Source organism: Mesorhizobium sp. M0816 (genome assembly GCF_040320005.1).
Lineage (GTDB): Bacteria > Pseudomonadota > Alphaproteobacteria > Rhizobiales > Rhizobiaceae > Mesorhizobium.
This window is the reverse complement of the sequence record NZ_JAMYOT010000030.1, coordinates 16,775-42,277: the sequence shown is the minus strand read 5'-3', so window position 1 is coordinate 42,277 and position 25,503 is coordinate 16,775. Positions and strand designations below refer to the sequence as shown.

Sequence of the window (25,503 nt, the reverse complement as noted above, 5' to 3'; positions counted from 1 at the left end):
AGGCAGTCTCGTGTGCCCGCGCGTCTACCGCCCAGCGCAGCTTGAAAGGGTGCTCCCGACCGAGCGGCGTCAGACGGCTGGCCTTGTGACAGCCCCGACGCACAGCCCGGCGTACCGCGCGGCAACTTCGAGAGCATCTCATCTAACCCCCACATTTCTCCGCTATTCCGGCGATACATTCCTCGAGACGCTCCAGGCGGAATTTCGCAATGCGAAGTTCGTTCCCGGCTTCGAAACGTCGATGGCGTCCCTGAGGTGTGGTCGCAATGAGGTTGCGCTCAAGTTCGGCAATGTGCGCACGCACCTGTTGGGCATCGTCCTGACGCAACGCCTTGATCCATCCACGCCCGCGCATCAGTCTTCCTGCCAGTACCCCGAAAGTCATGCCCGAGTTATGCCACCGAGACCCTAATTTGCGGCAAGCCGAAACAGTCAAAATTTAACTTCCGCTGACGCGATTATATTTTTGACAAGGCGTTCATCCGGTGGAACGGGACCAGGCTCGGTGAAGAACCTCTACCGGCCTTGCTCGATTGAACTCGTGCCCTTGGGCGCGAAGAAACACGTCCATCTGAACCTCTGGTAGGCCTCGAACTTCATATGCGGAATGATCGTTCGATAGAACGTCATCAATCGCTCACAGAGATGATAGTGATCATCGGGGGAGGCTTGGACACGCTCCCTAGGGATAAACCACTCTGGCTCTTGTGGCTCATTCAGATATGAAGGGCGAGGCAGGCTGACGTAATAGCCGTCTTTCGTCTCCCTGACATCGCGAGGGTCTATCGGATGGCAATCTTTGTTGCCGCAGCAATCATAGAGCAGGACCGGGTCTTTTTTGCCGGTATACCAGTCGTGAGCATCCGCATTGCCAGTTAAGACAAGCCACGCCAGCGCGATACGTCTTCGTGGCTGTCTCATGACACCTCCCCCACATGCCGCATAGCATATATTAGCGAAGTCTAATTGTCATCCTGGAGCCGCATGCGGTCGAAGCCGCCAACGGGTTTGTCAAATATACAATCGCCTCCGCACACGCGAGGAAAACGAAACAGTCCGGCAAGAGAGGGTGGCGACAGGGTTTTCGTGGGCCTTGATGCGAGGGCACCTCAAACAGTTCTTGCTCTCAGCCGCAGGCAAGACGGTGCTTTCGGGCCGAGGCGTGCTCCATGAAAGGGCCGGAGAGTTGGGCTGGTATGTGGATAATCAGCGCTGGTGTCTTGCCGATTGCGCCAGCCGGCGCGCACTCTCGCCGCCATGGTGGCGGAGCATGTTGAATTGGCCTTGTTTGAGCAGTCGCTCGGCAATATCGAGGGCCTCAATCGACCGTTCTGTGATCGTGTGGCTGACGCTGCGGAAAAAACCGCAGGGTCGGTTCTGTTCGATGTTCGCGTCGACGGCGATGTCTGCGTACAGCGGATGGCTGCGATTGGATATGGCGTCACCGGCACTGCGGTAATCGTGATGGAGAAGAACGGACAACTTAGATGCGCATCGATCAACGAAGACACTGCGCTTCTGGTGGCGGAATTGGCTGCCTGGAATGCGTCTCCGCTGCGTGAGCAAGCGAGGGTTGACCACCGCGCAACGGCCAGCATCCTGCTAGCCAAGCTTCGGAGCTCAGGTCACTTCGCCCGTTTCTAGCCGGCTCAGCGCTGCTCGTACCGGCGGCCAAATTGCTCCTCGGCTCACACAGGACCGGATGGCTGCGGTATAAGCGCACGATGGAACTGGCCATATAGTCCAAAGGTCTCCCGATGGCGTTGATTGTGGACCGGCGGCTGCGTCGCTTCGATTGAGGATAGCCCGAATCTGGCTGACCTTTCAGGCAGGAGCGTGTTATGCGACCTCGCCTTTCACGCCCCACGAGCGGGTCGTTCAATCCACTTGGTCAACGTAGCCTAATCGCGTACCAAGAACTCGTGCTCATCCAGTTGGCGCGCCTTGGTGCACCAAAAATGCCAGAGAAGAAAATTCCCCAAAATGCTCTACAAAACCTATGATGCCGCCACGGTCGAACCGAAGATCGCCCAAAAATGGGATGAGGCAGACGCTTTTCGCGCCGGTGCGAACGCCAGGCCGGGCGCGGAAACCTTCACCATCGTGATCCCCCCGCCGAACGTCACCGGTTCGTTGCACATGGGGCATGCGCTGAACAACACGCTGCAGGACATCATGGTGCGGTTCGAGCGCATGCGCGGCAAGGATGTGCTCTGGCAGCCGGGCATGGATCATGCCGGCATCGCCACGCAGATGGTGGTTGAGCGTCGCCTGGCCGAAAAGCAGCAGCCGGATCGCCATAGCATGGGCCGCGAAGCCTTCATCGAAAAGGTGTGGGAGTGGAAGGCAGAATCGGGCGGTGTGATATTCAAGCAGCTCAAGCGTCTCGGCGCATCCTGCGACTGGTCGCGCGAGCGCTTCACCATGGACGAGGGTCTGTCGAAGGCCGTTCTGGAGGTCTTCGTCACGCTCTACAGGCAAGGCCTGATCTATCGCGACAAGCGACTGGTCAACTGGGATCCGAAGATGCTGACCGCGATTTCGGACATCGAAGTCGAACAGCACGAGGTTCACGGGAACCTGTGGTATCTGCGCTACCCCCTGGAGCCAGGCGTCACCTACCAGCACCCGGTTGCTTTCGACGAAGAGGGCAAGCCCACGGAGTGGGAGATGCGCGACTATCTCGTCGTCGCCACCACCCGTCCTGAGACGATGCTCGGCGATACCGGCGTTGCGGTCCATCCGGATGACGAGCGCTACAAGGCAATCATCGGCAAGCACGTCATCCTGCCGATCGTCGGCCGCCGCATCCCGATCGTCGCCGATGAATATCCGGATCCAACGGCCGGAACGGGCGCGGTGAAGATGACCCCGGCGCATGACTTCAACGACTTCGAGGTCGGCAAGCGGCGCGGCCTGCGTGTCGTCAACGTCCTGACGCCTGATGCGCGCATCACCATCAAGGACAATGAGGATTTCCTCGAAGGTCTCGATCGTCCCGCCGCCCTACATGGCGCCTGGGATGAACTGGAAGGCAAGGACCGTTTCGAGGCTCGCAAGATCATCGTGCGCATCTTCGAAGAGGCGGGCCTGCTGGACAAGGTCGAGCCGCATAAGCACACGGTTCCCCATGGCGACCGCGGCGGCGTGCCGATCGAGCCCAGGCTGACGGAACAGTGGTTCGTCGACAACAAGACTTTGGGGAAGCCTGCCCTGGAATCGGTGCGCGAAGGAAGAACCAGGTTCGTACCGCGCAACTGGGAGAACACCTATTTCAACTGGCTGGAAAACATAGAGCCGTGGTGCATTTCCCGCCAGCTTTGGTGGGGTCACCAGATTCCGGCGTGGTACGGACCGGATGGCCACGTCTTCGTCGAGAAGACCGAGGAAGAGGCGCTGCAGGCGGCGATCGAATATTATCTGGCGCTGGAAGGGCCGTGGAAGGCCTGGGTCGAGGACAAGCTCGAGAATTTCCAGCCCGGCGAAATCCTGACCCGTGACGAAGACGTGCTCGACACCTGGTTCTCGTCGGCGTTGTGGCCGTTCTCGACGCTCGGCTGGCCGGATCAAACTCCGGAACTTGCACGCTACTATCCGACCAACGTGCTTGTCACCGGCTTCGATATCATTCCCTTCTGGGTCGTTCGCATGATGCAGATGGGTCTGCACTTCATGAAGGACGAGAATGGCAAATCTATCGAGCCTTTCGACACGGTCTATATCCATGCGCTGGTGCGCGACAAGAACGGGCAGAAGATGTCGAAGTCGAAAGGCAACGTCATCGACCCGCTCGATCTCATCGACGAATACGGCGCCGATGCGCTGCGCTTCACGCTGACGGTGATGGCGGCGCAGGGACGCGACGTCAAGCTCGACCCGGCGCGTATCGCCGGCTATCGCAATTTCGGCACCAAGCTGTGGAACGCGACGCGCTTCGCCGAGATGAACGAGGTCGCGCGCAACGACGATTTCTGGCTGAACGACGCCAAGCTCGCGGTCAACCGCTGGATCCTCACAGAACTGACGCGGGCCGCGCGCGACATCACCGACGGCATCACCTCATACCGCTTCAACGAAGCGGCGGGCGCTGCCTACCGCTTCATCTGGTACCTGTTCTGCGACTGGTATCTGGAACTGCTGAAGCCGGTGTTCATGGGCACCGACGAGGCCGCCAAGGCCGAGAGCCGCGCCTGCGTCGCCTTCGTGCTCGACGAAATCTACAAGCTCCTGCATCCGATAATGCCGTTCATGACCGAGGAGCTGTGGGAACAGACGGCGGGCGAGGGCAAGGAGCGCGGCTCGCTGCTTTGCCATGCCGCATGGCCGTCGCCGGACTTCGAGGACGCGGATGCAGCCGCCGACATCAACTGGCTGGTCGACCTCGTCTCCGGCATCCGCTCGGTGCGTTCGGAGATGAACGTGCCGCCGGCGGCGATCGCGCCGCTGGTCGTGGTTGGCGCCAACGATGTGACGCGTGAGCGGCTGGTTCGCGAGGATTCGGCGATCAAGCGGCTGGCGCGGGTCGGCGACATCTCGCTCGCCGATACAGCCCCGAAGGGCTCGGCGCAGATCGTGCTCAACGAGGCGACGATCTGCCTGCCGCTTGGCAGCCTGATCGACCTATCTGCCGAAAAGGCGCGTCTGGAGAAGGCGATTGCAAAAACCGAGCAGGAGACCGCTCGTATTTGCGGCAAGCTTTCGAACGAAAAGTTCGTTGCCAACGCAAATCCGGATGTGGTCGCCGCCGAACGTGAGCGTCTCGGCGAACTGGAGGGACAAAATGCCAGCCTCAAGCTTGCGCTGGCCCGGATCAGCGAAGCGGCCTGAGGAAGACGCTAAATTCAAAAGTTGGCACGCGGCGATAGTCGCGTGCTGTTGCAGTCCCAGGCTCCGCCAGCACAGGAACAGCGGTTTTCCTTCGTTTGTCATGGACAGTTCGACACGGCAGCTTCAATCCTGGAGCAGTCGATGTGTCCTCTGCAGTCGTGTTTTATAAACAACTCGCGGCGGCTCGGCTGTCGATGCTCTTCAAGGCGGGCCGATCGATCGCACTCGAGCCTGTTGTTCTTCTCCGCCACTGACCGTCGAATCTTGGTGGCTCGTCCGCCTCCGCCCCGCACCATTTGAGCGCGACAGGTAAGCGATCGCTGATGTCCCAGATATGTGCAGGCCGGGCTTCAATGACGGGGATGGCGAAAAACTGAGTGCTCGGGCTTGCGGGCCGAGCTTGTCGGCCGCTCGATGGAAAGTGTCATCTGAGGCGGGGACTCTGCCGCGTGCAGCTGGAAGACTTGTTCGTCCAGTTCCTTGTCTACTTCCGTGAGACGATGATTGAGGCGAAGGTAGTCTGTCCAGGTCGGCGTGCGGAACGTTTCTGTCCATTGCATAGGCTTCTGAAGGTTGCGCTGGAGCGTCCAGTTCCGCGCACCGACACGGCTGTGTACATGACGCCGCTGCCGCATGAGGTCGAGGAAGGCCTCGAGATTTCTCTCGGCTATCAGATATTCGACCTTGACCACGATCGGGCCGCTTCTCGGCTTCAGATTGAGAGCGACAGCTGGGGCGTCGAATTCGCCCAAAGGATCGGGTTCGGATTCGCGGCGCTCGCGAAGAGGAAACAGAACGCCGGCTGCGGCGACGAGCAACAGGGCTGCAGCGGAGCCCTCCAGCGCCCAGGTCAGCGAATGGTTCTGGGAAACCGTGCCCCACACCCAGCTGCCGAGCGCGATGCCACCATCTATCAAAGCATAGTAGATCGAGATCGTGCGCCCTACGACCCAGCGCGGGCTCGCCAGCTGCACGCTCACACCGACCCCGGACCAGGCGGTGACCCAGCCGGCGCCGCCCAAGGCGAGTGCAATTGCCGCCACCCCGATCGACGATGTCATTGCCAAGGAGAGAGAACACGCCGCGCAGGCGACGCAGGAGAGCCTCATCAGCCTTTCTTGCGACAAGCTCCGTCTGAACAGGCTGTTGGAGAGGCCAGCCAAGACGGCACCGGTGCCGAAGCCGGCCATGAGCGCGCCATAGGCGAGCGGGCCTCCTCCCAACTGGTCGCGGACAACCACCGGCAGCAGCGCGAGTATGGCGATGCTCGCCAGGCCAAAGAGGGTTCCGCGCGCGATCGCCGCCTTGATTTCCGATGACATCGCGGTGAAGCGCAGCCCATCATAGATCGCCGTCCTCATCGGCTCACGCGGCAGAGGCGAAGAACGAACCTTCCACTTGCAGCGCCATATGGTGGCCAGAGGGACCAGGTAGGTGAGCGTGGTCACGGCGAAAGCCGTCATAAGCCCAAACGAGGCAACCACGATGCCGCCGAGTGCCGGGCCCACGGTCCGGACGGTGTTGAAGCCAACAGAAAGCAGGGTGACGGCAGCGGGAACATCGCGTCGGTCCACGATATCGCCGACAGACGCTTGCCAGGCGGGATCGTTGAGAGCGCCACCAGATGCGATCAAAAAGCAGAAGCCGAGGATCATCCACGGATTGACAAAGCCCAGCGCCACGGACGCGGTCAGCATCGCGGAGGCAATCACCATAAGACAGCGACCGGCGAACATGACCCGGCGCCGGCTAAGATTGTCGGCGAGAACTCCGGCGAACACGGACAAAATGAAAGCGGGCAGGTTCGATGAAGCCTGCACCAGCGCAACCATCAGATCGGAAGTCGAGATCGTCGCCATCAGCCAGCTGATGGCGACAGTCTGCATCAACCAGCCGAGAGAAGAGACCTGGGTGGCGAGCCAGATCGAACGAAAGGTCGGCTGCAAAAGTGGCCCAAAGGTCGTTGGTGCAGCCAAATCTTCGTTTGATCCAGCCACCCTACTCATTTTGCGAACCTTTGCTTTCCGTTATTGCCGTTTCCCATGTAATCTAGGCTGAACCGTGGCGGCTGGAAGAATAGATGGAACCCATTTGCCTCCGACAAATGTGGCCACAGTTGCTCCTGACCAGTGGTCGGGGCGGCCGAGACGCAGACGTGGGCCAGCTCACTCACCTTCGACGACATCACCTGGGTGAAGCCCGGATTCATGCTTGTCGTTTGACGCGCCATGCTTCATCAACGGGCACTTTGCTGAGCGATGCCTTTTCGCGAAACGCTACCCTGTTTTTTCGCTGAAAGCTCGCTCACCAACGGCGTTCGATGCGTTGAGTGTGGCTTGGGAGAGTGAGGACGCTTGCAGATCTTTGACAGGATCGATTCCCTGATAGACGCAGGCGATTGTCGGGCCGCGATCCAAGAGGCGCGCGCCTTGCTACTTCAATTCGAACAAAGGTCCGATGCGCTCACACATGCGATCGACGACTTTCTGCTCGATCTCATGACACTGGCTTTCATTGTTGAATGTTATGGACGCGGCTTTGAACTTCTGGCGCGAACGCTTGCCCGTAGAAGACTGGCAAAGGTCAGGCTTTTGTCGGAAGGGGTCAATTCTGCCAGGGAGAAATGACACCCAAAGCTTGCTGGCTGAACCGGCGATCGCGCCGCGTTCCACACAGTGACGAAGGCAATCAACGACGTTCGGCCGCCAAAAAAATAGGGCCATCGGTAAACCGAGGCCCTTTAGGTGTGAAGGTCAAAACCTTCAGAGGGGAACAGCTGATACGATGGAATGGGAGGAAACCATCGCGTGCATCAGCTGTAGGCTTAATGGCTAAAAGTTGTGCAATGCGCAAACACGTTTTGTGCAATGCAGCTATGCAAGAACGGAGAGGGTCCCTCTCCACCCCCAAAATTTGGTTTGAATGTTTGTGCTGCTCGCAGGTGCTGATGAGGGAGATCCTGACGCTCGTGCACCTCCGGCAGGAGCAGAGACGATCATCGCTCGATCGGCGGTTTCGATCTCGAATGTGAGGGTCAGCGCTTCGGCGGGGAGCTACCGTTACAGCACCATGCCGATGCGGACCGGCGTGGGATTACGATATCGAGCTCCCCACGACCGTGACGCCGCTTGGGCCGTCCCGCCCTCGAGCCCGCCCTCGACGATCTAGAGGGTGAACGGGAGCGCTTGCGCCAGCTTTTTGCCCATGCGCCCGCAGGCTCGCGTCATACCAGTCGCGTGATAGTGGTGACTTTTGCGTTCACCGGCGATCTGGCCGCGAAGCGTCGTCAATTCGCCGAGGTGGAGGCAACCGACATCGATCGCGGTGACGAAGGCGAGGTCACTTGTACGTAGGGCGCTTCCGATAGCGGATGAATTTCGCTTGGGTTTGGACGGCTCGAATTACTCACTATGCGATCCAACTTCCGCGTCGCGAAAATTCCCAGTATTGTTTCAAATGATAAGCTGACGTTTGCTACGCATCAACCTTAGGAGTGCTGCGACAGGGCGAATACGTTCATCGTCTTTTGAAACGTCTCAGCCCACAAGTCATCGGTCAACGCACAATAGCGCGCGAGAAACAGCAGCGAGCGGACTTCAGCAAGGCCCATGAAAAGGGGCAACACGTCGAGTTCAATCTTGGACAACGGGCGGATCTTTTCATATCCGGATATCAATGAAGCGACCATCTCACCGGAATTGGGGCTTTCGGCGCGCGCTAAGTGCCATGCCGCCGTGCCGAGGTCGAGAACAAGAGGGCCGTGCCCAAAATCATCAAAATCGAAAAAGTGGACCTTCCCCTGGTGAACGCGAGTATTGCCTGTCCAGGCATCGCCGTGACACAGGCCGGCTGGAAGGGAGTGCAACTCAGATCGCCGCAAGCATGCCAGGTAGTCGTGCTCAATCACTCCCGAGACTTCGCGGCTCTCAAGGATGGGAGAAAGTGCCAGCAACGTATCTTGGACTATCGCTATCGGCTCAAGGCTTCGGATGTCTCCGCCAATGGCGGTTGGCATAGCCAGGTGCAGGTGCGCGATGGACGCTCCAAACGGCGCCATTGGTCGCCGGAGACCGGGCGTCTTTGCCGGATCGGGCAAGCCGCTTGTGGTGTGCCCGCCGCCATCCTGACCTATTCTGACAGACAAAAAGATCAAAGCCAGAACGGCGGCGACGGTGGCATAGCGGAACAGGGATCGTGTCAGAACATGGCGGGAACATTTTTGGCCCAGCGCATTAGTGAAGTTCGCATGCGCGATGTCGTCACCATGCTGGTCGAGGGCAAAGTGGCTGCCGGGTGAATTGTCGAACGTCTCAACGGTTCGCCGGGAATTCCGTCGTGCTCCGGACAATCTTCGCTGTCGACTCCACTCGACCTATCGCCTCACAAGTGCCCGCCGACATCTTGCCACGGTGTCAAGATCACTGACTTCCCACTGGCGACATCGCGCCCGCACCCGGTACACGAAGCGACTTTGTTCCAAAACCTGGCTCCCGTCGCTCTACCGGCTACCTGTCAAGACGGGATCGCTGCTGCGCGTCGGGCGGATCGCGGCTGATAGCCGCGCATCCGCTTGGCGCGCAGCAGCTCGAGGAAAAGGGCGACGGCTTCGCCCTCGGTATCAAAGGAGTGCTGTACCGTGCGGCCGGTGGTTCCGATCCGGCCCCAACGCCGGACCAGGCAGGTCTGGCCGAACAGGGTCTCCTCGATCGACAGTGCATAGAAGCGCGCCATGTTCCGATCCGCGTCGCGGCGTTCGATACAGAGGCGATAGAGTTGCGCGATCATTGCGGACAGAATCGCGCAGTCGGACGCGCGCGTCCAATGAATGGTTTGAATCGGCGGACGCAGATCGATTCACCCTGGTGATGGATGGAACCGAACGTCAGTCGTTCAGCACCGTCTTTGATGGCCTTCCCCGAAGAGATGTAGCCAATCCTCGTTGGGCCATAGTCTGGGCGGTCGGTCGTACGAAAATCGACGCTGATAGCGCGTCCGGCTACTTCGGCTGCCCGGCAAGGAATTCCGTTATCAGGCCCTGCACCACCTCCTGCATGGTTGTTCTATTGCGCGCGCAATGGACCTGCAGCTCGATCATCTGCGAGACCGGAATGCGTGTGTGCAGCCGGGCTGTCTCGCCGTCTGCCTTCGGCCTTTCGAGCTTCGCTTTCGCCGCTCTGGCAGACTGGGTTCTCGTCTGCTGCTCCAGCCTGTCGGTTTCGCTGATGCTGGATTCCACTATGGCAGCCATGTTGCGCGAGAACGGATCATCCGAACGGGCGCGGGGTTTCAAGGCAGGCAGCGGCAGCTGGTTTGCGGACCGATCGCTTTTCTCATTCATTGCGGGGTGGCTCCGTTCAGTTTGCGGATGATCTCGGCGGTCAGGGCATTCGTCTGGTCGCGAGCGTCCTCGACGGCCTTGTTCACGGGCTGGACTTCGTAAAGCGTCCCGGCGGTTGCGATTGAGGCGAAGGTCGGCCGTTGCGACAAAAAGGTCTCAAGCACGCTGGCGTCGGCCTGCCGCAGCAGCTGGATCGCCGTGCGGAAGGCCATCGTGTTGTGTTCGATCCCCGAAACCATGTTGAGCATCACCGCGTAGGGAATTTCGCGGTGGCGCCCTCCAAGTGAGCGGATGTGCCGGATCAGACCGAGGCATTGCTTGACATCGAAGACGTGCGCTTTCGTCGGAATCAGCACGAAGTCGGCGTTGGCGACGGCCGGGCCGAGTGCAGCCACGGCCGTGCCCTGGACATCGACCAGCAGCAGGTCCTCGGCGTCGGATTGCGCCAGGCGATCGATCAGGTCGTCGGTCGAGCTGATGGGGATGACGTCGATGTTTGAAAGCGCGTACCCGGCGCGGCGACTGTTCTTGCTCCACTCCATAGCGGACAGTTGCGGATCGGTGTCGAGCACCGTCACCCGATGACCGGCCGCGGCGAATTCGCCCGCGAGCAGGATGGTGGTCATGGTCTTGCCGACCCCGCCTTTGGGAGAGGCCACTGTGATTTGCACCGCGCGTTGTTCCGGCATTGTTTTTTCCCAATGTTGCGTCACCTTGGCGTCAAGGCGCATAGGCGATTTGGTGCCAAAGCGACTTCCTTGCATTGTACCTATGTGCCGATGCAACAAAGTGCCGAGGCTCATAAGTGCCTGTGTGATAATATGAATTTGCACATCGGTGCAATGTCCCAGGATGCATGATCGGCTCTGGTTTAATGTGTCGGTGAGTCAGTATAATGTTTCGTATTGGATTGACAAGATACGCAATTTGGGTCCAAATTGGCTGAGCAGGTCGTCGCTTCGCTTCGACCTGGACCGTCTTCGACGTGAGGCCCATCCGCCATAGCGAGGAATTTTGGACACCAGCGCCGCCCACAAGGACACCCGAAAGCGCTCCCGGATCGATATTGGGCCGGAGGCGGGCGCGCTCCTGGATGAGGCCTGCAAGGTGTTCCAGCTTGACCGAGCGGAGACGTTGCGGCGCATTATCCGGGCCAACCTGGATGTCGGTCCCGCTCTGTCAGCTGACAATTCACGCACGGTCGCGGCGTTGGCCTCACAAGTTCGGATGGTCGGCCGAAACCTCAGCCAGCTTCTCCATGCCATTCATTCCGGCCACGCTGCCCCCATGGAGGCGGCGTTGCCGATATGGGAAGCGCTGGATGAGAGGGTGAAAGCTGTCGACGCCGAATTGACGGCGATGACGATCGCCCATGGCCTGAAACTTCGGAAGGCGGCGAATCTGCTGGATGGTGAGGGCGCGTGAACCTCGACCAGTCTTCCATACAGGCCATAGCCGATCGGATTCGCGCGAGCGCGGCTTTTGAAGAAGAGAACCGCAAGCGCCGGCGTCGGGCACTGTTGTCCTTTGCTGGAAATGACGATGATGGGTTGTTCAAGACGGTTCGCGGCCGGAAGGGGGAGGGCGGTCTCGGGGCAAGCCAGCCACCGGAACCGGCCGTGCCGCGCTCGTCTCCCGGGGAGCTGGAGCCGCCGCGCGGTAAAGCCGGGCGCCTAAACCTCGCCCTGCCAGCGAAGCGACGGAAGCTCGCCGGCGGACCTGCGCCGAGGGCCGCTGCCGACAAGCTGGCGGCCGGGTATCAGCCGGCCGTTTTGAAGGTGATTTCCTACGGGCATGGCGTCACAAGGGCAGCCGCCATCGGTCAATATATCCAGAAGGAGGGCGTCGCGCTCGAGACGCATGACGCGCGGATCCTGGCAACGCAGGAAGCCGTTGCCGCGGAAATGAAACAGTGGGGCAAGGGTTTCGACAAGCGGCGGGAGAGCGAGGATGTGGCGACGTTTCGGCTTTCGCTGGCAGGGCAGGAGAATGCCGAGCGCCTTTCACAGGCAGTTCAGGCAGGTTTCGCCGGCCACGGTTTCGCCTATCGTATCGACACACTGCAGGACGGATCGAGCGTCGCGCGCGTCGTCGCGACCATGGCCGGACACAGCGTCGTGCGGGGTGAGAACGGGGACGACAAGGTGAAGCATCGGTTTCACTTTTCGGATCGACGCCAGCAGGATCGCCAGTTCTCGGCACCGACCCGGGCCATGATCGCCTCGCGGATCTCCGAGGCGCTTGGGGTCAAGGAGGATACCGTTTCGGTGAAGCCAATTGGGGAGCCCAGCCACGGCAAAGCCGGTGTCGTGTTCCAGCTCGCGCGCCTTAGCCATGACAGAGCGGCGATCGGCGCCGACGGCGCCGCGATCGCGTCTGAGGAGGCGGTTCGGCAGACCGCGCAGTCCTGGGACAAGACCCTGAATTCCTACAAGCCTCGCGACACCATGCACATGATCCTGTCGGCCAAGGCGGGCGAGGACAGGCAAGCTCTGGTGAGGGCCGCGCGTGGGTTCCTGCATGAGCAGTTCCCCAATCACAAATTCGCCTTCGGCATGCATGCCGATATGGCGGAGGAGGGCGGTCATATTCATGTCCACGCCATCGTTGCGGTGAAGGGTGAGGACGGTGAGCGCTTGCGACCAGGTCCGGCCCAGCTTCGCGAATGGCGCGCGCTCTATGCCCAGCACGCACAAGCGCAGGGCATGAGAATCGTCGCGACCTCCGCGGCCTATCGAGCGTCATCACAAAGCTATGGTCCGCGCGACAAGGCGATTGTGGCCACGGCCGAAAAGCCGCGGCCGGGCAGGGAGGCGCGTGACCGCGCCTATGCCCGTGCAAACCCGCACGTCATCGAGAAGGCCCGCCAGCGGATCAACCACGCAAAGGCAAACCCGATAAAGATTCCGATTTCGGCGCGCCAGCTGCAGGCCACCCAGGCAAGCCTTCGGGACTGGCACTCGGTTGCTGCTTCCCGGCCGGATAACGCGATAGCGAGTCAATTCATTGATCGAATGACGCAAGCTTCCCGATCCGGTACTGTTGTGGTCGCTATTCGAGATGGAAAGGGTGTTCAAATGAGTTCAGATGCCACCGCGGACCAGATGCGGGAAAACCTAAAACAGATCAACGAGACCGTTAACAAGACAGCGGCCATGATGAACGGCCAGACGAAAGCGGAGTTCTTACGGCGCGCGGCGCCCACCATGGAACTGCTGGCGATCCGGACGGATCTCAAATCCCTGCAGGAAGGTGGCGTCACGCATGTCAGCGAAGACCAGGCCCATCGGATTGCCGGCGCGCGCGCCGAAGCTTTGGTCCATCGCGCCCAGGAGATCGAGGCCGCTGAGCGGCTTGAGGCCGATCGCGCTCGCGAGATACGCAATCGCGCCATCGAGCAGGAGATCCGCGACGAACGAGCCGGATCGGCTGATCCGACCTCGCTTGAGCAGGTTGCGCAAGACCGCGAAATGGTGCGCAACGCCGAAAGCATCGCTGCGAAGGAAGCCCGCGAGGCACAAGCCGCAAGCGAAGCCGCGCGTTCATTGGCGCAGAATCCAAACGAGCGGCTTGATCCCGAGATCGTCAAAGGCGAACGGCTCGAAGAACTGCAGCGCCTGCAGTCGAGGAGCATCAACACCGCTCCAGTCGAAGGCGAAGAGCCGGATTCACAAAAGCCGCAAAAGCAGTAGTTGCCTCGTCATGCACCACTGCGTGGGCTCGTTGTTCCCTAAGCCGGGCTCTGGCAGCGGCTCCGTTCGGCACACGCTCGCGTCCAAACGCAAGATGTGCTCCGAGGAAAGACGAGATTTGACACCTCGTGATTATGCAACCTCCTTCACCCGGATTTCTATTTCCAGGTGAGCGGAGGCGGCGATGTTGACGAGCGCGTCAAGCGAGAACTTGGCGAGCTTACCGCGCAGCAGATCATTGACACGAGGGCGCGTCAGGCCGAGCCGCTTGGCGGCTTCCTCCTGGGGAATGCCCCAACGCTGGACTGCCTTACGGATTTCGTAGAGCAGCGCCGAGCGCGCCTTGAGGTTTGCTGCCTCCTGTTCGGTGTCCGCCAGGGCGTCCCAGACGTTATCATAGATTTCTACGTTCATCGTTCTGCCTTCCATCGTTTTAGCCGTTGAGCCGCCAGATCGAGGTCTTTCTTGGATGTGGCCTGTGTCTTCTTCTGGAACGCATGAAGCACCAAAACGCGGTCCTCCAGCGTTGCCAGATAGATGACGCGGAACGCTCCCGATGCCTCCCGGACCCTGATTTCCCTGACGCCGGCCCCCACGATCTGCAGAGGCTTCCAGTCGGGATCGTCGCCGCGCTGGACAAGTTCGAGCTGCCAGCCGGCCTCTATCCGCGCATCGTCAGGAAACGCTCGAACATCCGCCCTGCTGCTTCCAAGCCATTCAATCACCTTCATCGGGGTGCACTGTATCGGTTTTGATACAGGTTGGCTAGGGTGACAATCAATCGCATTTTACGGACCAGCAATCAGCTCACGTCCCCACCAAGAACCGGGAGCCGCAACGAAACGGTTCGATGCGCCTGCCATCGATTAGGGACGCTTCGTCTTGTTCTCACACTCGACTTGGGCACCGCAGGCACAAATCGCTCATTTGTGTTCAACTGAATTTCACGTCCTAGCGATCGCCATGACGTCTAATTTGATCCTGCAGCGCCTCAAGAGCGGCCGACGGTCCCCCGTCGACATCTCCGCTATCCACTGACGGTGACAGGGAACGAGCGCCGGCCTCTACTTCCTGATCGAGCGATGCGAGCAGTGCGGCGATCGACGTGGACTTGTTTCCCGGCCGGACTTGGAATCGCAAGACACTCGCCTTGCCTTCAGACGCACTCGGGTCGGACGTCTTTGATGCTGCCGGCGCCGATCGCCGGCCAAGGGTGGGAAGCGGCCGCGGCGCATCATCAGCTGTCTGATCGGCCCGCTTCGGCTTCAACTCCGGAACTTCAGCGGCGACCTCGCTCTTTGCTTCAGCCTCACCGACCGTTGGAAGGCCTGAGCTTGGCAGCACCTGTGGTGCGTCCGCGCTGTCGCTCTTTACTTTCGGCTTTAACGCGACGGGATCAGCCCGTTCAGCCGCAGTGGCACGCGGCACCGCATCGGCATACGCTGTATCGCCCGAAACCGGCGCTTCGACGGTATCGGGTTCCCCCAACTCGAAAGGTGCCGCCGGCGCGTTGTTAGCCGCCGCTTCGACCTCCGCCATGGAGCGCAGCGGAAGATCCTGCCATCGGGAGAGAGGCGGTACTTTCAGGCGTCGGTGCCGAAATTCCTGGTAGGTCGCTTTATAGGGAGCGTCCTTATAATAGGTGATCTTGCGCACCATGAAACCAGGGGGGCTCGAGCCCAGAACCACGGCCTGCTTCGCCGGCAGTTGCCGAAGCTCCGCCGCCGTTCGGAACGGCCTTTCCTGATAACTTAAACTCTTGTCTAAGCCACCAAATATACCTTGACCAGCCCTGATGATCGGTGTGGGCACCTCGATCGTGGTCGGCCCCAGCATTACAGAGACATGTTCCGAGGTCTCCACGTCGTTCATGCGGATGAAAAGCTTCACCTGACACGCGGTCACCGTGGTGTGCCGCGTCGCTTTTCCATAGACTTCGTCAAGCTGGGCAAGATCCTGCAGGATCAGGACCATGCGAAAGCCATAGCCCGCGTTGATCGCCAGCTTGGAAACGATAGACTCCATTTTGCCGAGCTGGCGAAACTCGTCGATCATCACCAGGACCTGATAGGGCTCGTCCGGGCCTGGCGAGGAAGCCATCAGCACATCATGGATTTGCTGAACCAGGAGTTTGATGATGGGCCGGAACACGTCGAGCTGCGCCACCGAGCAGCCGATGAAGAGAGCCGTCGGGTCCTTGCGAAACTTCGAGATATCGAAATCGGTCGACGCCGTAGCGGCTGCAACGAGATCATTGGTCCAGGGGTTGAGAGCCGCCGTCAGGTTCGCGAGGCGCCTTCAGAGGGCAGCGCGGGAGTCCACCGCCATGTCGCCACCAGCTCGTAGGCCAGGCTCCAAAGGGCAAAGAAGGCGGCGAGGCCGATGAGGCCGAGGAGAAGCCTATAAGCGAATACGCGAGACATTCTGGGGAACCTTTCTGGCGGCTCTCCATTCGGTCATGCGGTTGAACCAGATCGCCGAAGTTCCGCGCCAGCCGCCCCGGCGCGTTTGTTGGATCACGATCGGCAGGACCGACCGCACGTAATCGATGATCTCTGCCTTGCTCAGCCCAAGCCCAGCCTGCATGACCATCAATGCTAGCTGCTCAAACGCACCGGTCGGGCTGTCCGCATGGATCGTCGTGATCGATCCGGGATGACCTGTGTTGACGGCGCGCAAGAACGAATAGGCTTCCGCTCCCCGGATCTCGCCCAGGAAGATTCGATCCGGCCGCAACCGCATGGCGGCTTGCAGCAGCGTTTCAACGGTCACGTGCGCCAGGCCCTGGTCGCCCTTTGATGCGACGAGGGGCAGATAGTTGGGCTGGTGTGGTTTAACCTCTCGCGTATCCTCAATGGTGAGGATCCGCTCATCCGAAGGCACCTCGTGCAAAATCGCGTTCAGAAACGTCGTTTTGCCCGACGATGTGCCTCCTGAAAGCAAGATCGAATACCGTTCCCGCACGGCCAGGCGGAGGAAATCCTCGATCTTGCCGGCGTCGAGATATTCGCAAAGGGCGCTGTCGGTCTCGCTCAATTCGCCGGGATCCTGGACGGAGATCGTATCGAACGACCCCCGCCTCCGGTAATCATCAAGGCGCATATCCTTCACGACCTGCTTGCGGATCGCGAAGGCGCCTCCTGTCGGCGTCGCCGGCGCAAGCACGCCCTGGAAGCGTTCGCCGCCGGGGAGGGCGGCCGAAAGCAAGGGATTTTCCTCGCTGATCGATTGCGAGGATGATGCCGCTATACGTTCCATGAGGTAAGTGATCGCGGCGCGGTCGAGCTCGGGGACGTCGAAGGGCTCCATATGTGTCGAGCCAACAATTTCGACCCACACAAGCCCAGGCCCGTTTGCACAGATTTCGACCACGCGATCGTCGTGGAGCCAGCGCCGCACCGGCTCCAGCGCCTTATTTAGAAAGACGGTTCTTTGCTGCCCGCTCACGTCGTATCTCCCTCAACGCCTCGCGTACCGGGTCCGGATAGAACTCCGAAAAATCGAGGTCCCGGCGGACGAACACCATGATGCGCGACCCCTGATCGACATGGATCGTGGGCGCGATATTGATCGAATTTCGAAGCGCCTCTTCGGCAATGCGGTTGAGGCTTTGCGAGACCTGTTGCGCGCCGATCTGGCGGGCGCTCTGCAGGTATTGGTTGGGCTGCGTCTGGATTGTCACCGTCTGTCCGGTCTGCGGGTCCGTGTAGGCCTGGTTGGTGTTCGACCCATTCTGGTCGTTGCCAAGGTTGGCGATGAATTGCGTCGCACCGCCCACAACACTTAGAAGGATCGCCGAGCCGAACCGCTCGAAATAATGGTTGTCGACCTCGCCCGGCATGCCGCTGCGACCGAGCTCGTCGGTGCCGGTCGAGCCGAGCTGCACCGACATGCCGTCCGATCGAAGCAGGCGTGTCCACACTATGAACACCCGCGTTTGGCCGGTTGCGAGGCCACTGCGATATTCACCGATAAGGCGGGAGCCAGCGGGGATCAAAACCCTGCGACCGTCGAACGACCACACATCCTCCGACACGACGGCCCGAACCATACCGGCAAGATCGCTCTGGATCGCGGTCTCGAGCACGCCTTTGATCATCGTCCCTTGGGCGACCAGAGCGTCCGTGCGCGGGTTCATCGTGGCTTTCGATGTATCCGCTCCGCTCTGGCTCGCCCTTGCCAAAAAACGCCGATTGGGGTCCTCCTCGCCCTCGCCTGCGTTTCCGGCCGCCGCTGCATCCGCTCCATTGCCGCCCAGCGCTGATGCACTGCCAGGCGCATCGCCGCTATCGACGACGAGCTGCTTGGCGCGCAAGCGCTCCCATTTGCGGCGCTCCTCTTCTTCTTTCTTGCGCCGTTCTTCCTCAGCCAGACGACGGGCCTCGGCATCATCCTGCACCTGTGGTGGAGCTGCAGGCGGTTGCAAGGCTGGTGGAGGGGGAGGCGGAGCCTCGACCGTCGACGGCGGCTCTGCCGGCGCCGCCGGCGGCTCCTCGGGAGCCGTCGGGATTTTCAGGGTGCCGTTATCAAGCTGGGGACGCGGCGTATCGAGCCCAGGTGCGGGAAACTGTGTGGTGTGAAACTCCTCGCCATCCGACGCAGTCAACAGCGGCTTGTCTGGCGCACGCGTCGCCGCATAGATCATCCAGCCGGCGAAGACCACCGCACCCAGCGGCACCACGATCTTGAAGAATGTGCTCGCCCCGAATTTTGGCGGGGCGACCACTGTTCCTTCCTCGGCGAGCATTCTGTACTCATTGGGAGATGGCATCAGGCCCCCTCACTTTCCGAACAGTCCCACCGCCGACACGCTGGGGCTCGTAAGGTTCAAGCCCGGTCGGTTCGTTCACATTGTTCAGTCTCAGATTGAAGACGCAGGTTGCTTCGTTGCCGTTGCGCAGCGTCCACTGGTAATTGACCTTGTCGACGACGATGTACGCGCCCTCGCGGCGATAATTCACAAGCGTCTCATTGCGCTCGCTGTCGACGACATGGATCGCCGGCACTTTCCTTGCCGGATCGAAGCGGAACCAGGTCTTCACGCCGTCGTCGTAGATCACGAGCGGCTTATTTGCCGACGACCCCTTATAGGCATAGGACGAGTTGGCGTTTTCGGCCTTGAAACCCTGCCGGTTCGGCTGTGCCGCCCGGGCCTGGGCTTCGTCCATCAGCGCCGCGTCCGACACCTCTTCGGGATAACGGAACTTGATCGCATAGACTTGTTGCGCAACCGGCCGAAACTCGCCGTTGAGGAAGAACACATAGCTGCGCTTGTTGGTCAGGACATTGAGATTCCCGCCCGCATTCTTCTCGATCGGCTTCACAAACAGCACATTGCCCTTCTTGTTGGGCTCGATGCTCCAGGCCGGGACGTCGCCAGCGCCGAGTGTTTCGATTTTCTCGTCATCGCCGAATTCGATCATGGTCGAGGCGCCATAGCTGGCCGGCACCGACACCACATCGTCCTTTTGATACCAGACGAAGCGAATGCGACTGTCACGAGATCCCGCCCGAGGGGTCTGTTCGGCAAGGGCCGGCTGAACCGCGCAAACGCCGAGCCCGATTGCCATCAGGATGGCGGCGACCTTCATTGCGGTGTCTCCGCGGTGGGTGCCGGCGCCGTCTCCTGATCGCGCCGATATTCGAGCACCTGGAAGCCGAGCGGATTTTGAAAGCGGATCTCGTTTTTTGCCGGCACGCCGGTGTAGCGGAACCGGATCAACGACACCCAATGCCGCTGCACGGTGTTCGCCTGGCTCTTTTCCTCCGTCATGAACCGGACCAGGGCGGTCCTCTGGTTAGGAAATGTCACGGACTTCACGGTCACCGCCACGACGGTGTTTCGCCCATAGAGCACGACGGGGTTCGTCACCTTGTTTGCCGGGCTGAAAAGCTCGACGAGCTCCCTCGAGGCATCGCCGGCGCTCAGCAATTGCGCGAGATCGAAGTTGTCCTTAAGCGCCTTCGGATCGTAGGTCTCGCGAGCCTTCACATAACGGACGATATCGAACATCCCCATCGACTCGTCCTGCTGCAAAGGCCCCTCAGCCAGCGGCCGCTTGACCTCGACAAACCCGGTGGATTTGTCGACCACCACCATGTAGGGCTCATAAGTCTTGAGCGGCAGCGCAAGGATCAGCGCGCCCACCGCTGCAACGGCAATGACCGAGGCGACGCTCGCCACACACCACGCCAGAGATCGCGACCAGCGATTGCGCCGCGCGATATCTTTTTCCCAGATTGACGCATCCACGTAGTACGGCAAGGGAGACTCGGTTTCCTTCGCCGGTCCCCCAGCGCTTTCCTTCACATCGCTCATTGGTGCCCCAAACCTATGCGGGATCCGTCAGCTTTCGGGAAAGCCGTGCATATTCCGCTGAATCCTCATACCTTCTCTGTGCGAGGCTCACGCGCGCCCGCTCGCGACCCGCCAGACGTTCCTGCCGCGTGCTCCAGCCCAAGCGTCCCATCAGCCTGCGCTGACCGGCTTGGCCCATCGCTGCGAAGGCGCCGCCGTAGAAGCGCCCGAACGAAGGCGTTCCAATACCAATTCCGCCCGCGAGCGAGGCGGCAACGTTGGTGATTTGCGACAGCAGCAGCACGCCGACGAGGCAGATCAGGATCAGCGGCGCGGCTTCGGTCAAGGTCGTTGTCGCAGCACCATTCGACCGGTTGACCGCGTCGAAATAGGTCTGGGTAATCGAGATGAAGAAGGCACAGAAGGCGTAGACCAGAATTTGCACGCTCATGTACTGCACGATCGCGGTTATCCAGCCGGCGAAGAACCGGGTCGTGTAGCCGAACAGCATAAGAATGATGAACACTGGGGCGAGTGCCAGCAAAAGCCAAAGAAAGATCTTCGACAGGATGATGAGGAAGATCGCATAGCCGATGAGCAGCGCGCCGACGACAAGGATGATCGCCGCCAGTACGTAGCCGCCGAAGTTCAACACGCCAAGGCTCTTGATAAAGGCGGAGGTGGAATTGGCGAGCGAATCCCAGATGTTTTGCAGGGCCGTCTGCACGGAGTTGACGGAGTTCAGCCCGGCCGATGTCCCGGTCACATTGGCCGAAACGCTCGTCAGAAGGCTGTTCCCGATCACGGAAGGTGTCTCATTCGCGAACGAATAGGCATATGTTTGAAAGTCCCCCCAGCTCGTCGCCAGAGCGTAGATGACGAAGGCGCGGAACAGGCGCCAGACCATCTCTTTTCCCGATCCGGTCGAGGTTCCCTGCCAGATGCTGATGGCCCAGAATATCACGTACAGCGTCAGCATCAGGCCGGCGACACCCACCTGTCCCCCGCCGGTCAGGGCCGACGCGAGGTTCTGGTAGGCTTGCGATACATAGTTATTGCCGAACTTGTCGACCTGCTGCAGAAGCGTCGTGATATTGAAGTTCATTTTTTCGCCGTCCCACCTGGAAACAGAGATGGATCGCTATTGAGTGCCTTCATCGGACCGCACTCGAATGGCTTCTTCGCTTCTGTTCTTGGTTCGGGCGCCGCGAACGCCATCGATTGCATCGATCCCCCGTCGCGCGAGCATGGAGCCTTGAGCGGCTTGTGGCCGCACCCCGAGGTCGCGACAGCGCCAATGATGGCGGCCGCTGATAGAAGAAAGCGCACCGTCATTGGCCGGACTTGTATTCGAGCCCCCGCGAGGCCTGGGTGATCAGGTTCATACGATCGATGTTTTCCTGGTTGGCGGCCGCCGTAGCGGTGTTCACCGCGCCGATCAGCTCGTTCACGGTCAGACCCGTTTGCACCATGATCTGGCTGTTCTGATCGATCGAGCCCTTGATGTCCTGCGCCGTGCCGATCCGCTGAGCGCCCGACTGAAAAGCGCTGGAACGGGTCTTCACCCCATTTTGCGAGGAGTCGACCAGCCCGGTAACCGTGGCCGCGACGTTCACCAGGGCGCTGTAGTTCTTATCCATCTGCGTCGTCTGGCCATTGATCAGGCCCGAAATGGTTTTCACGAGCTGCAAGCCATTGATCATGTTCGAAACGATGCCCTGCGATCCATTGCCGAGGCCGGCGAACGACAACGAGCCGCCCGAGATCACGCTACCAAGAGAAGGCGCCTCCCCCATGGAGAAGCCGCCATTGCCCAAGGCCATCTGCGCGAGCTGGCCGGCCTGGCTCGACCGGTCGCCCGTGACGGCCTGCAGCGTCTTTTGCGTATAGTTCATGATGTTGCGGTCGGTGCTGAGGATCTCGCTCGTGGCCGATGCAATCTGCCGAGCCTGTTCCAGATTAGCCTGGTCGATCGTCGGCACCTGCGCAAAGGCGAGGCCGCCCAAGCCAAGGAAGAGTGCCGCTGTTAACGGAATTCCACGCATAGCGCTTTCTCCTATTGAGCCTGATATTGCTTGACCGCCGACATCAGTTCGTCGGTCGTCATTGTCCCGGGAGCGCGATTCGCGTCCCTTTGGATTTGCGAAAGCACGGGCGAGACGTTTTCAACCGTGTCGGTCGTGCGCGGCGCCGTGCATGCGCTGTCCGCCCACGGGCAGCACGGGTTGCCGGCCGTGCCGCCGCCGCTGGTACTCCCAGGGCAGCTCGTCGAGCCACCCGAGCCAGGCGGCGGGGACGCGGGAGTGGGCACCACCAGGCCGGACGATCCCCGACTTGTCAGTGTGGCAGTGCCAATGTTTCGCACGTTGAAAGCTTGGGCGAAGAACCCCGTCGCCTGGATCACCTCGTTGAAGGTCAGCCCGCCTTGGGCGCGGATTGCGCTGTTGCGGTCGAAGGCTTCCATGACCGTTTTGTCAGTCCCGATATCCTGACCCATGGTCTCGAACGACTGCCTATTGGGGGCCACCGTTGACATGCTGCCATTCATGCCCCCGAGAACCTGACCGGTGATATCCAACTGGCCCCTTTCGCCGGCATTGCCGCCGACAGCGCCCGATCCCGACCCGGTCGAGGCGAACGCCGAAGAGCCCTTGATGTCCGGATTGGCCTGTTCCAAGGACGCCTGGCCACTCGCCGGATCGACCGAAGCCTTCGGGCTCTTCACGTTCTGCGCCTTTTTGGGTGTCGTTACCGAGCAATTGACGCCCTGCGTGGCGGACTTCGTGTCCTCCTGGATGAGCTTGATTTGAACCTTGTCGGCCTTGTCCTCGCTCCGCTGCGACAGAATAGGACTGTCAGAAACCGGCACGGCCGCCATGACCGTCGATCCCGCGAAAATCGTCACAAGGGCGGCCGTCGCGCCCATAATGGTCTTCATTCCGGGTCCCTCCCAAGAAAGATTGGCAACCAAACCTGCGGATCGTCGCCGACGCGCGCGCGCAGCGCGTCGAGCTCCTGAACCGTCTCAATTCGACCGGAGAGGATCTTGATCGCGTCAGGCATCGCGCCCAGATTGAGGCGCGCAATGACGCTGTCCTGATCATGCTTGATCAGGAATTTGCGGGCTTCGGGCGGGGTTTCGCGGATCCATTTGATCTCGCGCTCCGACAGCCCGAACGCCCTGTGCGATTCCTCGTCAGCCTTCGGGTTGGGGAAAAAAATATTGGTCGGCGTCTGTTCGATCAGCGTGTTGGCGATCGATGACTTCACAATGTCCGCCGCTGACTGCGTGCCGAAGCCAACGATGCCATTCAGCTTACGAATGGTTTTCAGCTTGTCCTTGATGAAATAGCTGAAAATATCATTGTCCAGCAGCTTCCAGCCCTCATCGAGGAAGATCATGACCGGTTGCCCGTCAAGCAGCTCCTCGATGCGATGGAAGATATAGAGCAAGGCTGCCGTGCTGGTCGTTGCGTCGCTCAACAGGCTCGTCATGTCGAAGCCGAAAATGGACGACATCGAAAACGAGTCTTCCGCGTTGTTGAACAACCAACCGCGCTGATCGGGCCTCATCCATGGCTGCAAGCGCGAATAGAGATCGTCATCGCCGGCGCGCATCGCACCGCGCAACAGTTCGGCGAACTCCTCCATGGTTCGACCTTCCGGCGGCGCGCTCGCCACCTGGGCGATCGCGTTGCGGATGACTTGCTCCTCGCGCGTCGAGTGGGCGTGTCCGTCGGATCGACGCAGCATGAAGCTGAAAAGCTGGAAGAGGAATTCCCGGTTGCGCGGCGTATCGGGCAGGCGCAACGGATTGAAGCCGGAAGGCTCGCCGCCCTTCAAAACCTCATAGCGGCCGCCAAGCGACCGCACGAAGATATCCAGGCCGCGGTCCTTGTCGATCATCACCAGCTTGGGGCGCGGCGTGATGCGCTGCGCCTGTGCCGCGAGAAAGCCGAGCAGCACCGTCTTGCCCGAGCCCGAGGGGCCGTTCAGAGTGAAGTTGCCGAGGTCTCGAACATGGAAGTTGAAGAAGTAGGCCGTTTGCGACGTCGTCTCGAGGACGCTTATCGGTGTTCCCCAATGCACCCCGCCAGTCCGGCCGCTCGGATAGTTATGAAAGGCGGAGAAGCCCGCCATGTTCTTCGATGAGATCATCGACTTGCGCGCCACATAGGCGAAATTGCCGGGCAGGGTGGCCCAGAATGCAGGTTCACAATTCAGGTCCTCGCGAACCCACAGGGCGGACACCTCGGTCAGCGCCGTGCCGACATCGGTCACGCAGCGCGCCACGTCGTCCATGGTTTTCCCAAGGCACAGCACCGTCAGATGATGCAAGCCATAGAGCGCTTCCCAGGACAGAAGCTCATCGCGCGCTTCACCGAGTTGATCGGCCACGATCGAGCCGGCTTCATCCGACATGTCGATCTTGCGCCCGACCCGCTCCATCTGGGTCAGCGCCTGGGGCTTGTCAATGATGGCGAAGGATTGCGTCACGATGAATTCGTGCGGCACCTTCAGCATGGGGTTGAGCATCCCCGGTCCCGTGATGGAGGGGTACTCGCCTACCGAAATGATGGCCCCGTATCGCGTTTCGCCAGGGAACGCCCCGCGAATTTCCAGCGCATTCGGGCCGAAGAACAGCCGCTTTGTCGCTAGCGCCTCCGCGAGTTTCATGCGCGGCAGTGCCATCGGCCGCGGAAATCCGCCATTGACGAGCTGAACCAGGAATTCCAGCGGCTCGGAATGCCAAACGTCACCGCGCTTGACGACGGTGAGAACCCGCGCGCCATAAGCCTGCAGGCTCTCTTTGACGGCTTTCATCACGTCCGTGAGTTCGATCAGCGCCCGGTCCTCGCTCGAAGAGCGACCGTCCGCAGCCCTTCGTCCCAAAAGCTTGCGGATCACGAGATCCGCCGTCCCGACCGTGCCTTGCAGCTCGCGCCGCACGATGGTCAGGTAGATATCGTTCACAAACATGCGCTGGGTGCGCAGGGCCGCCGTATAGCGCTGGTCCAGCTCTTGGCAGAACTTGTTCTCGAAGCTCGACTCGATCGCGGGCTTCACCTCGCGGCGCACGATATGCGAGTAGATCGCATAGCGGGAATTCGCCAACCCCCGAATGAGATCGTTGCGGCCGAGCAGGCGCGAATTGATCTCGGCGATATCGATCGTCTCGAAGCACAGTCCGCTCATGTGAACGAAGGACATCAACATGCCGTCCTGCGTCTTGATCACCTCGTCGGACACATGCCGCGAATAGGGTATATGGGCCGAAACCGGATTCTCCCGACGAGACACGGCCCCGAAACTCAGTTCATCGCGAAGAGCCCGCGCGATCGCCACGG

The 25,503-nt window shown here is 60.5% G+C and carries 25 protein-coding genes; 7 read left to right on the top strand and 18 right to left on the bottom strand.

The genetic code is table 11. From position 1 onward, the window contains the following. Nucleotides 1-142: 142 nt before the first annotated feature. Both NKI17_RS30470 and NKI17_RS30465 read right to left on the bottom strand, forming a co-directional pair. On the bottom strand, nucleotides 143-355 hold the full coding sequence (locus NKI17_RS30470; protein ID WP_031193926.1) for a hypothetical protein: 213 nt from the start codon (nucleotides 353-355) through the stop codon (nucleotides 143-145). 161 nt (nucleotides 356-516) lie between these two features. Further along, nucleotides 517-921: a hypothetical protein gene (locus NKI17_RS30465; RefSeq protein WP_155924271.1), complete on the bottom strand. Its 405-nt coding sequence runs from the start codon at nucleotides 919-921 to the stop codon at nucleotides 517-519. 336 nt (nucleotides 922-1,257) lie between these two features. On the opposite strand from NKI17_RS30465, the gene NKI17_RS30460 reads away from it, so the two are divergent. Together NKI17_RS30460 and NKI17_RS30455 are read left to right on the top strand one after the other, a co-directional pair. Continuing rightward, nucleotides 1,258-1,644 (top strand): hypothetical protein, encoded by a 387-nt coding sequence (locus NKI17_RS30460; RefSeq protein WP_502894659.1) that lies wholly within the window; start codon nucleotides 1,258-1,260, stop codon nucleotides 1,642-1,644. Between the two features lie 339 nt (nucleotides 1,645-1,983). Continuing rightward, nucleotides 1,984-4,827, top strand: coding sequence for a valine--tRNA ligase (locus NKI17_RS30455; RefSeq protein ID WP_352907210.1), 2,844 nt, complete (start codon nucleotides 1,984-1,986; stop codon nucleotides 4,825-4,827). A gap of 350 nt (nucleotides 4,828-5,177) precedes the next feature. Here NKI17_RS30455 and NKI17_RS30450 read toward each other — a convergent pair whose 3' ends face one another. Further along, complete coding sequence (locus NKI17_RS30450) at nucleotides 5,178-6,833, bottom strand: MFS transporter (protein WP_352907209.1); 1,656 nt, start codon at nucleotides 6,831-6,833, stop codon at nucleotides 5,178-5,180. 348 nt (nucleotides 6,834-7,181) lie between these two features. Here NKI17_RS30450 and NKI17_RS30445 point away from each other — a divergent pair, with 348 nt between their 5' ends. Further along, entirely contained in the window at nucleotides 7,182-7,454 is a 273-nt protein-coding gene (locus NKI17_RS30445; RefSeq protein ID WP_352872518.1) for a hypothetical protein, read from the top strand. A 501-nt stretch (nucleotides 7,455-7,955) separates the two neighbouring features. Then, nucleotides 7,956-8,180, top strand: a complete 225-nt coding sequence (locus NKI17_RS30440; RefSeq protein WP_352907208.1) for a hypothetical protein — start codon at nucleotides 7,956-7,958, stop codon at nucleotides 8,178-8,180. A 134-nt stretch (nucleotides 8,181-8,314) separates the two neighbouring features. Here NKI17_RS30440 and NKI17_RS30435 read toward each other — a convergent pair whose 3' ends face one another. Next, nucleotides 8,315-8,779, bottom strand: a complete 465-nt coding sequence (locus tag NKI17_RS30435; protein ID WP_502894656.1) for a phosphotransferase enzyme family protein — start codon at nucleotides 8,777-8,779, stop codon at nucleotides 8,315-8,317. Between the two features lie 6 nt (nucleotides 8,780-8,785). On the opposite strand from NKI17_RS30435, the gene NKI17_RS30430 reads away from it, so the two are divergent. Continuing rightward, nucleotides 8,786-9,124, top strand: a complete 339-nt coding sequence (locus NKI17_RS30430) for a hypothetical protein (RefSeq protein WP_352907236.1) — start codon at nucleotides 8,786-8,788, stop codon at nucleotides 9,122-9,124. A gap of 215 nt (nucleotides 9,125-9,339) precedes the next feature. On the opposite strand, the gene NKI17_RS30425 is transcribed toward NKI17_RS30430, so the two are convergent. From NKI17_RS30425 to NKI17_RS30415, 3 genes are all read right to left on the bottom strand, one after another. Continuing rightward, nucleotides 9,340-9,612, bottom strand: coding sequence for a WGR domain-containing protein (locus tag NKI17_RS30425; RefSeq protein WP_352873976.1), 273 nt, complete (start codon nucleotides 9,610-9,612; stop codon nucleotides 9,340-9,342). Nucleotides 9,613-9,823: 211 nt separating this feature from the next. Beyond that, entirely contained in the window at nucleotides 9,824-10,165 is a 342-nt protein-coding gene (locus NKI17_RS30420; protein ID WP_352873978.1) for a hypothetical protein, read from the bottom strand. After that, nucleotides 10,162-10,854, bottom strand: coding sequence for a nucleotide-binding protein (locus NKI17_RS30415; RefSeq protein ID WP_352873980.1), 693 nt, complete (start codon nucleotides 10,852-10,854; stop codon nucleotides 10,162-10,164). Before NKI17_RS30415 ends, NKI17_RS30420 begins: the two co-directional genes overlap by 4 nt. A 325-nt stretch (nucleotides 10,855-11,179) precedes the next feature. Between NKI17_RS30415 and NKI17_RS30410 the strand changes: the two genes are divergently transcribed. Both NKI17_RS30410 and NKI17_RS30405 read left to right on the top strand, forming a co-directional pair. Further along, nucleotides 11,180-11,590 carry a hypothetical protein gene (locus tag NKI17_RS30410; RefSeq protein ID WP_352907207.1) on the top strand — a complete coding sequence of 137 codons (411 nt, stop codon included), beginning with the start codon at nucleotides 11,180-11,182 and terminating at the stop codon, nucleotides 11,588-11,590. Nucleotides 11,591-11,715: 125 nt separating this feature from the next. Then, nucleotides 11,716-13,857 (top strand): relaxase/mobilization nuclease domain-containing protein, encoded by a 2,142-nt coding sequence (locus tag NKI17_RS30405; protein ID WP_352907206.1) that lies wholly within the window; start codon nucleotides 11,716-11,718, stop codon nucleotides 13,855-13,857. 132 nt (nucleotides 13,858-13,989) lie between these two features. Here NKI17_RS30405 and NKI17_RS30400 read toward each other — a convergent pair whose 3' ends face one another. The 11 genes from NKI17_RS30400 to NKI17_RS30350 form a co-directional block, all read right to left on the bottom strand. After that, a complete protein-coding gene (locus tag NKI17_RS30400) occupies nucleotides 13,990-14,271 on the bottom strand; it encodes a helix-turn-helix domain-containing protein (RefSeq protein WP_352549326.1) in 282 nt (93 codons plus the stop codon). Beyond that, nucleotides 14,268-14,588, bottom strand: coding sequence for a type II toxin-antitoxin system RelE/ParE family toxin (locus tag NKI17_RS30395; RefSeq protein ID WP_352907205.1), 321 nt, complete (start codon nucleotides 14,586-14,588; stop codon nucleotides 14,268-14,270). Before NKI17_RS30395 ends, NKI17_RS30400 begins: the two co-directional genes overlap by 4 nt. A 220-nt stretch (nucleotides 14,589-14,808) precedes the next feature. Further along, complete coding sequence (locus NKI17_RS30390) at nucleotides 14,809-16,140, bottom strand: type IV secretory system conjugative DNA transfer family protein (protein ID WP_352907232.1); 1,332 nt, start codon at nucleotides 16,138-16,140, stop codon at nucleotides 14,809-14,811. Nucleotides 16,141-16,257: 117 nt separating this feature from the next. Further along, a complete protein-coding gene (virB11, locus tag NKI17_RS30385) occupies nucleotides 16,258-17,304 on the bottom strand; it encodes a P-type DNA transfer ATPase VirB11 (protein ID WP_352907203.1) in 1,047 nt (348 codons plus the stop codon). After that, nucleotides 17,270-18,604 carry a type IV secretion system protein VirB10 gene (gene virB10, locus NKI17_RS30380; RefSeq protein ID WP_352907202.1) on the bottom strand — a complete coding sequence of 445 codons (1,335 nt, stop codon included), beginning with the start codon at nucleotides 18,602-18,604 and terminating at the stop codon, nucleotides 17,270-17,272. Before virB10 ends, virB11 begins: the two co-directional genes overlap by 35 nt. A gap of 7 nt (nucleotides 18,605-18,611) precedes the next feature. Next, a complete protein-coding gene (gene virB9, locus NKI17_RS30375) occupies nucleotides 18,612-19,448 on the bottom strand; it encodes a P-type conjugative transfer protein VirB9 (RefSeq protein ID WP_352907201.1) in 837 nt (278 codons plus the stop codon). Further along, nucleotides 19,445-20,176 carry a VirB8 family type IV secretion system protein gene (locus NKI17_RS30370; protein WP_352907199.1) on the bottom strand — a complete coding sequence of 244 codons (732 nt, stop codon included), beginning with the start codon at nucleotides 20,174-20,176 and terminating at the stop codon, nucleotides 19,445-19,447. Before NKI17_RS30370 ends, virB9 begins: the two co-directional genes overlap by 4 nt. 13 nt (nucleotides 20,177-20,189) lie before the next feature. Continuing rightward, the gene (locus tag NKI17_RS30365) at nucleotides 20,190-21,260 is read right to left on the bottom strand and encodes a TrbL/VirB6 family protein (protein WP_352907198.1); all 1,071 of its coding nucleotides are present in this window, start codon (nucleotides 21,258-21,260) and stop codon (nucleotides 20,190-20,192) included. Nucleotides 21,261-21,486: 226 nt separating this feature from the next. Further along, on the bottom strand, nucleotides 21,487-22,200 hold the full coding sequence (locus NKI17_RS30360; protein ID WP_352907197.1) for a type IV secretion system protein: 714 nt from the start codon (nucleotides 22,198-22,200) through the stop codon (nucleotides 21,487-21,489). A gap of 11 nt (nucleotides 22,201-22,211) precedes the next feature. Then, nucleotides 22,212-23,093, bottom strand: a complete 882-nt coding sequence (locus NKI17_RS30355; RefSeq protein WP_352907196.1) for a hypothetical protein — start codon at nucleotides 23,091-23,093, stop codon at nucleotides 22,212-22,214. Then, nucleotides 23,090-25,501: a VirB4 family type IV secretion/conjugal transfer ATPase gene (locus NKI17_RS30350; RefSeq protein WP_352907231.1), complete on the bottom strand. Its 2,412-nt coding sequence runs from the start codon at nucleotides 25,499-25,501 to the stop codon at nucleotides 23,090-23,092. Before NKI17_RS30350 ends, NKI17_RS30355 begins: the two co-directional genes overlap by 4 nt. Nucleotides 25,502-25,503: the final 2 nt, after the last annotated feature.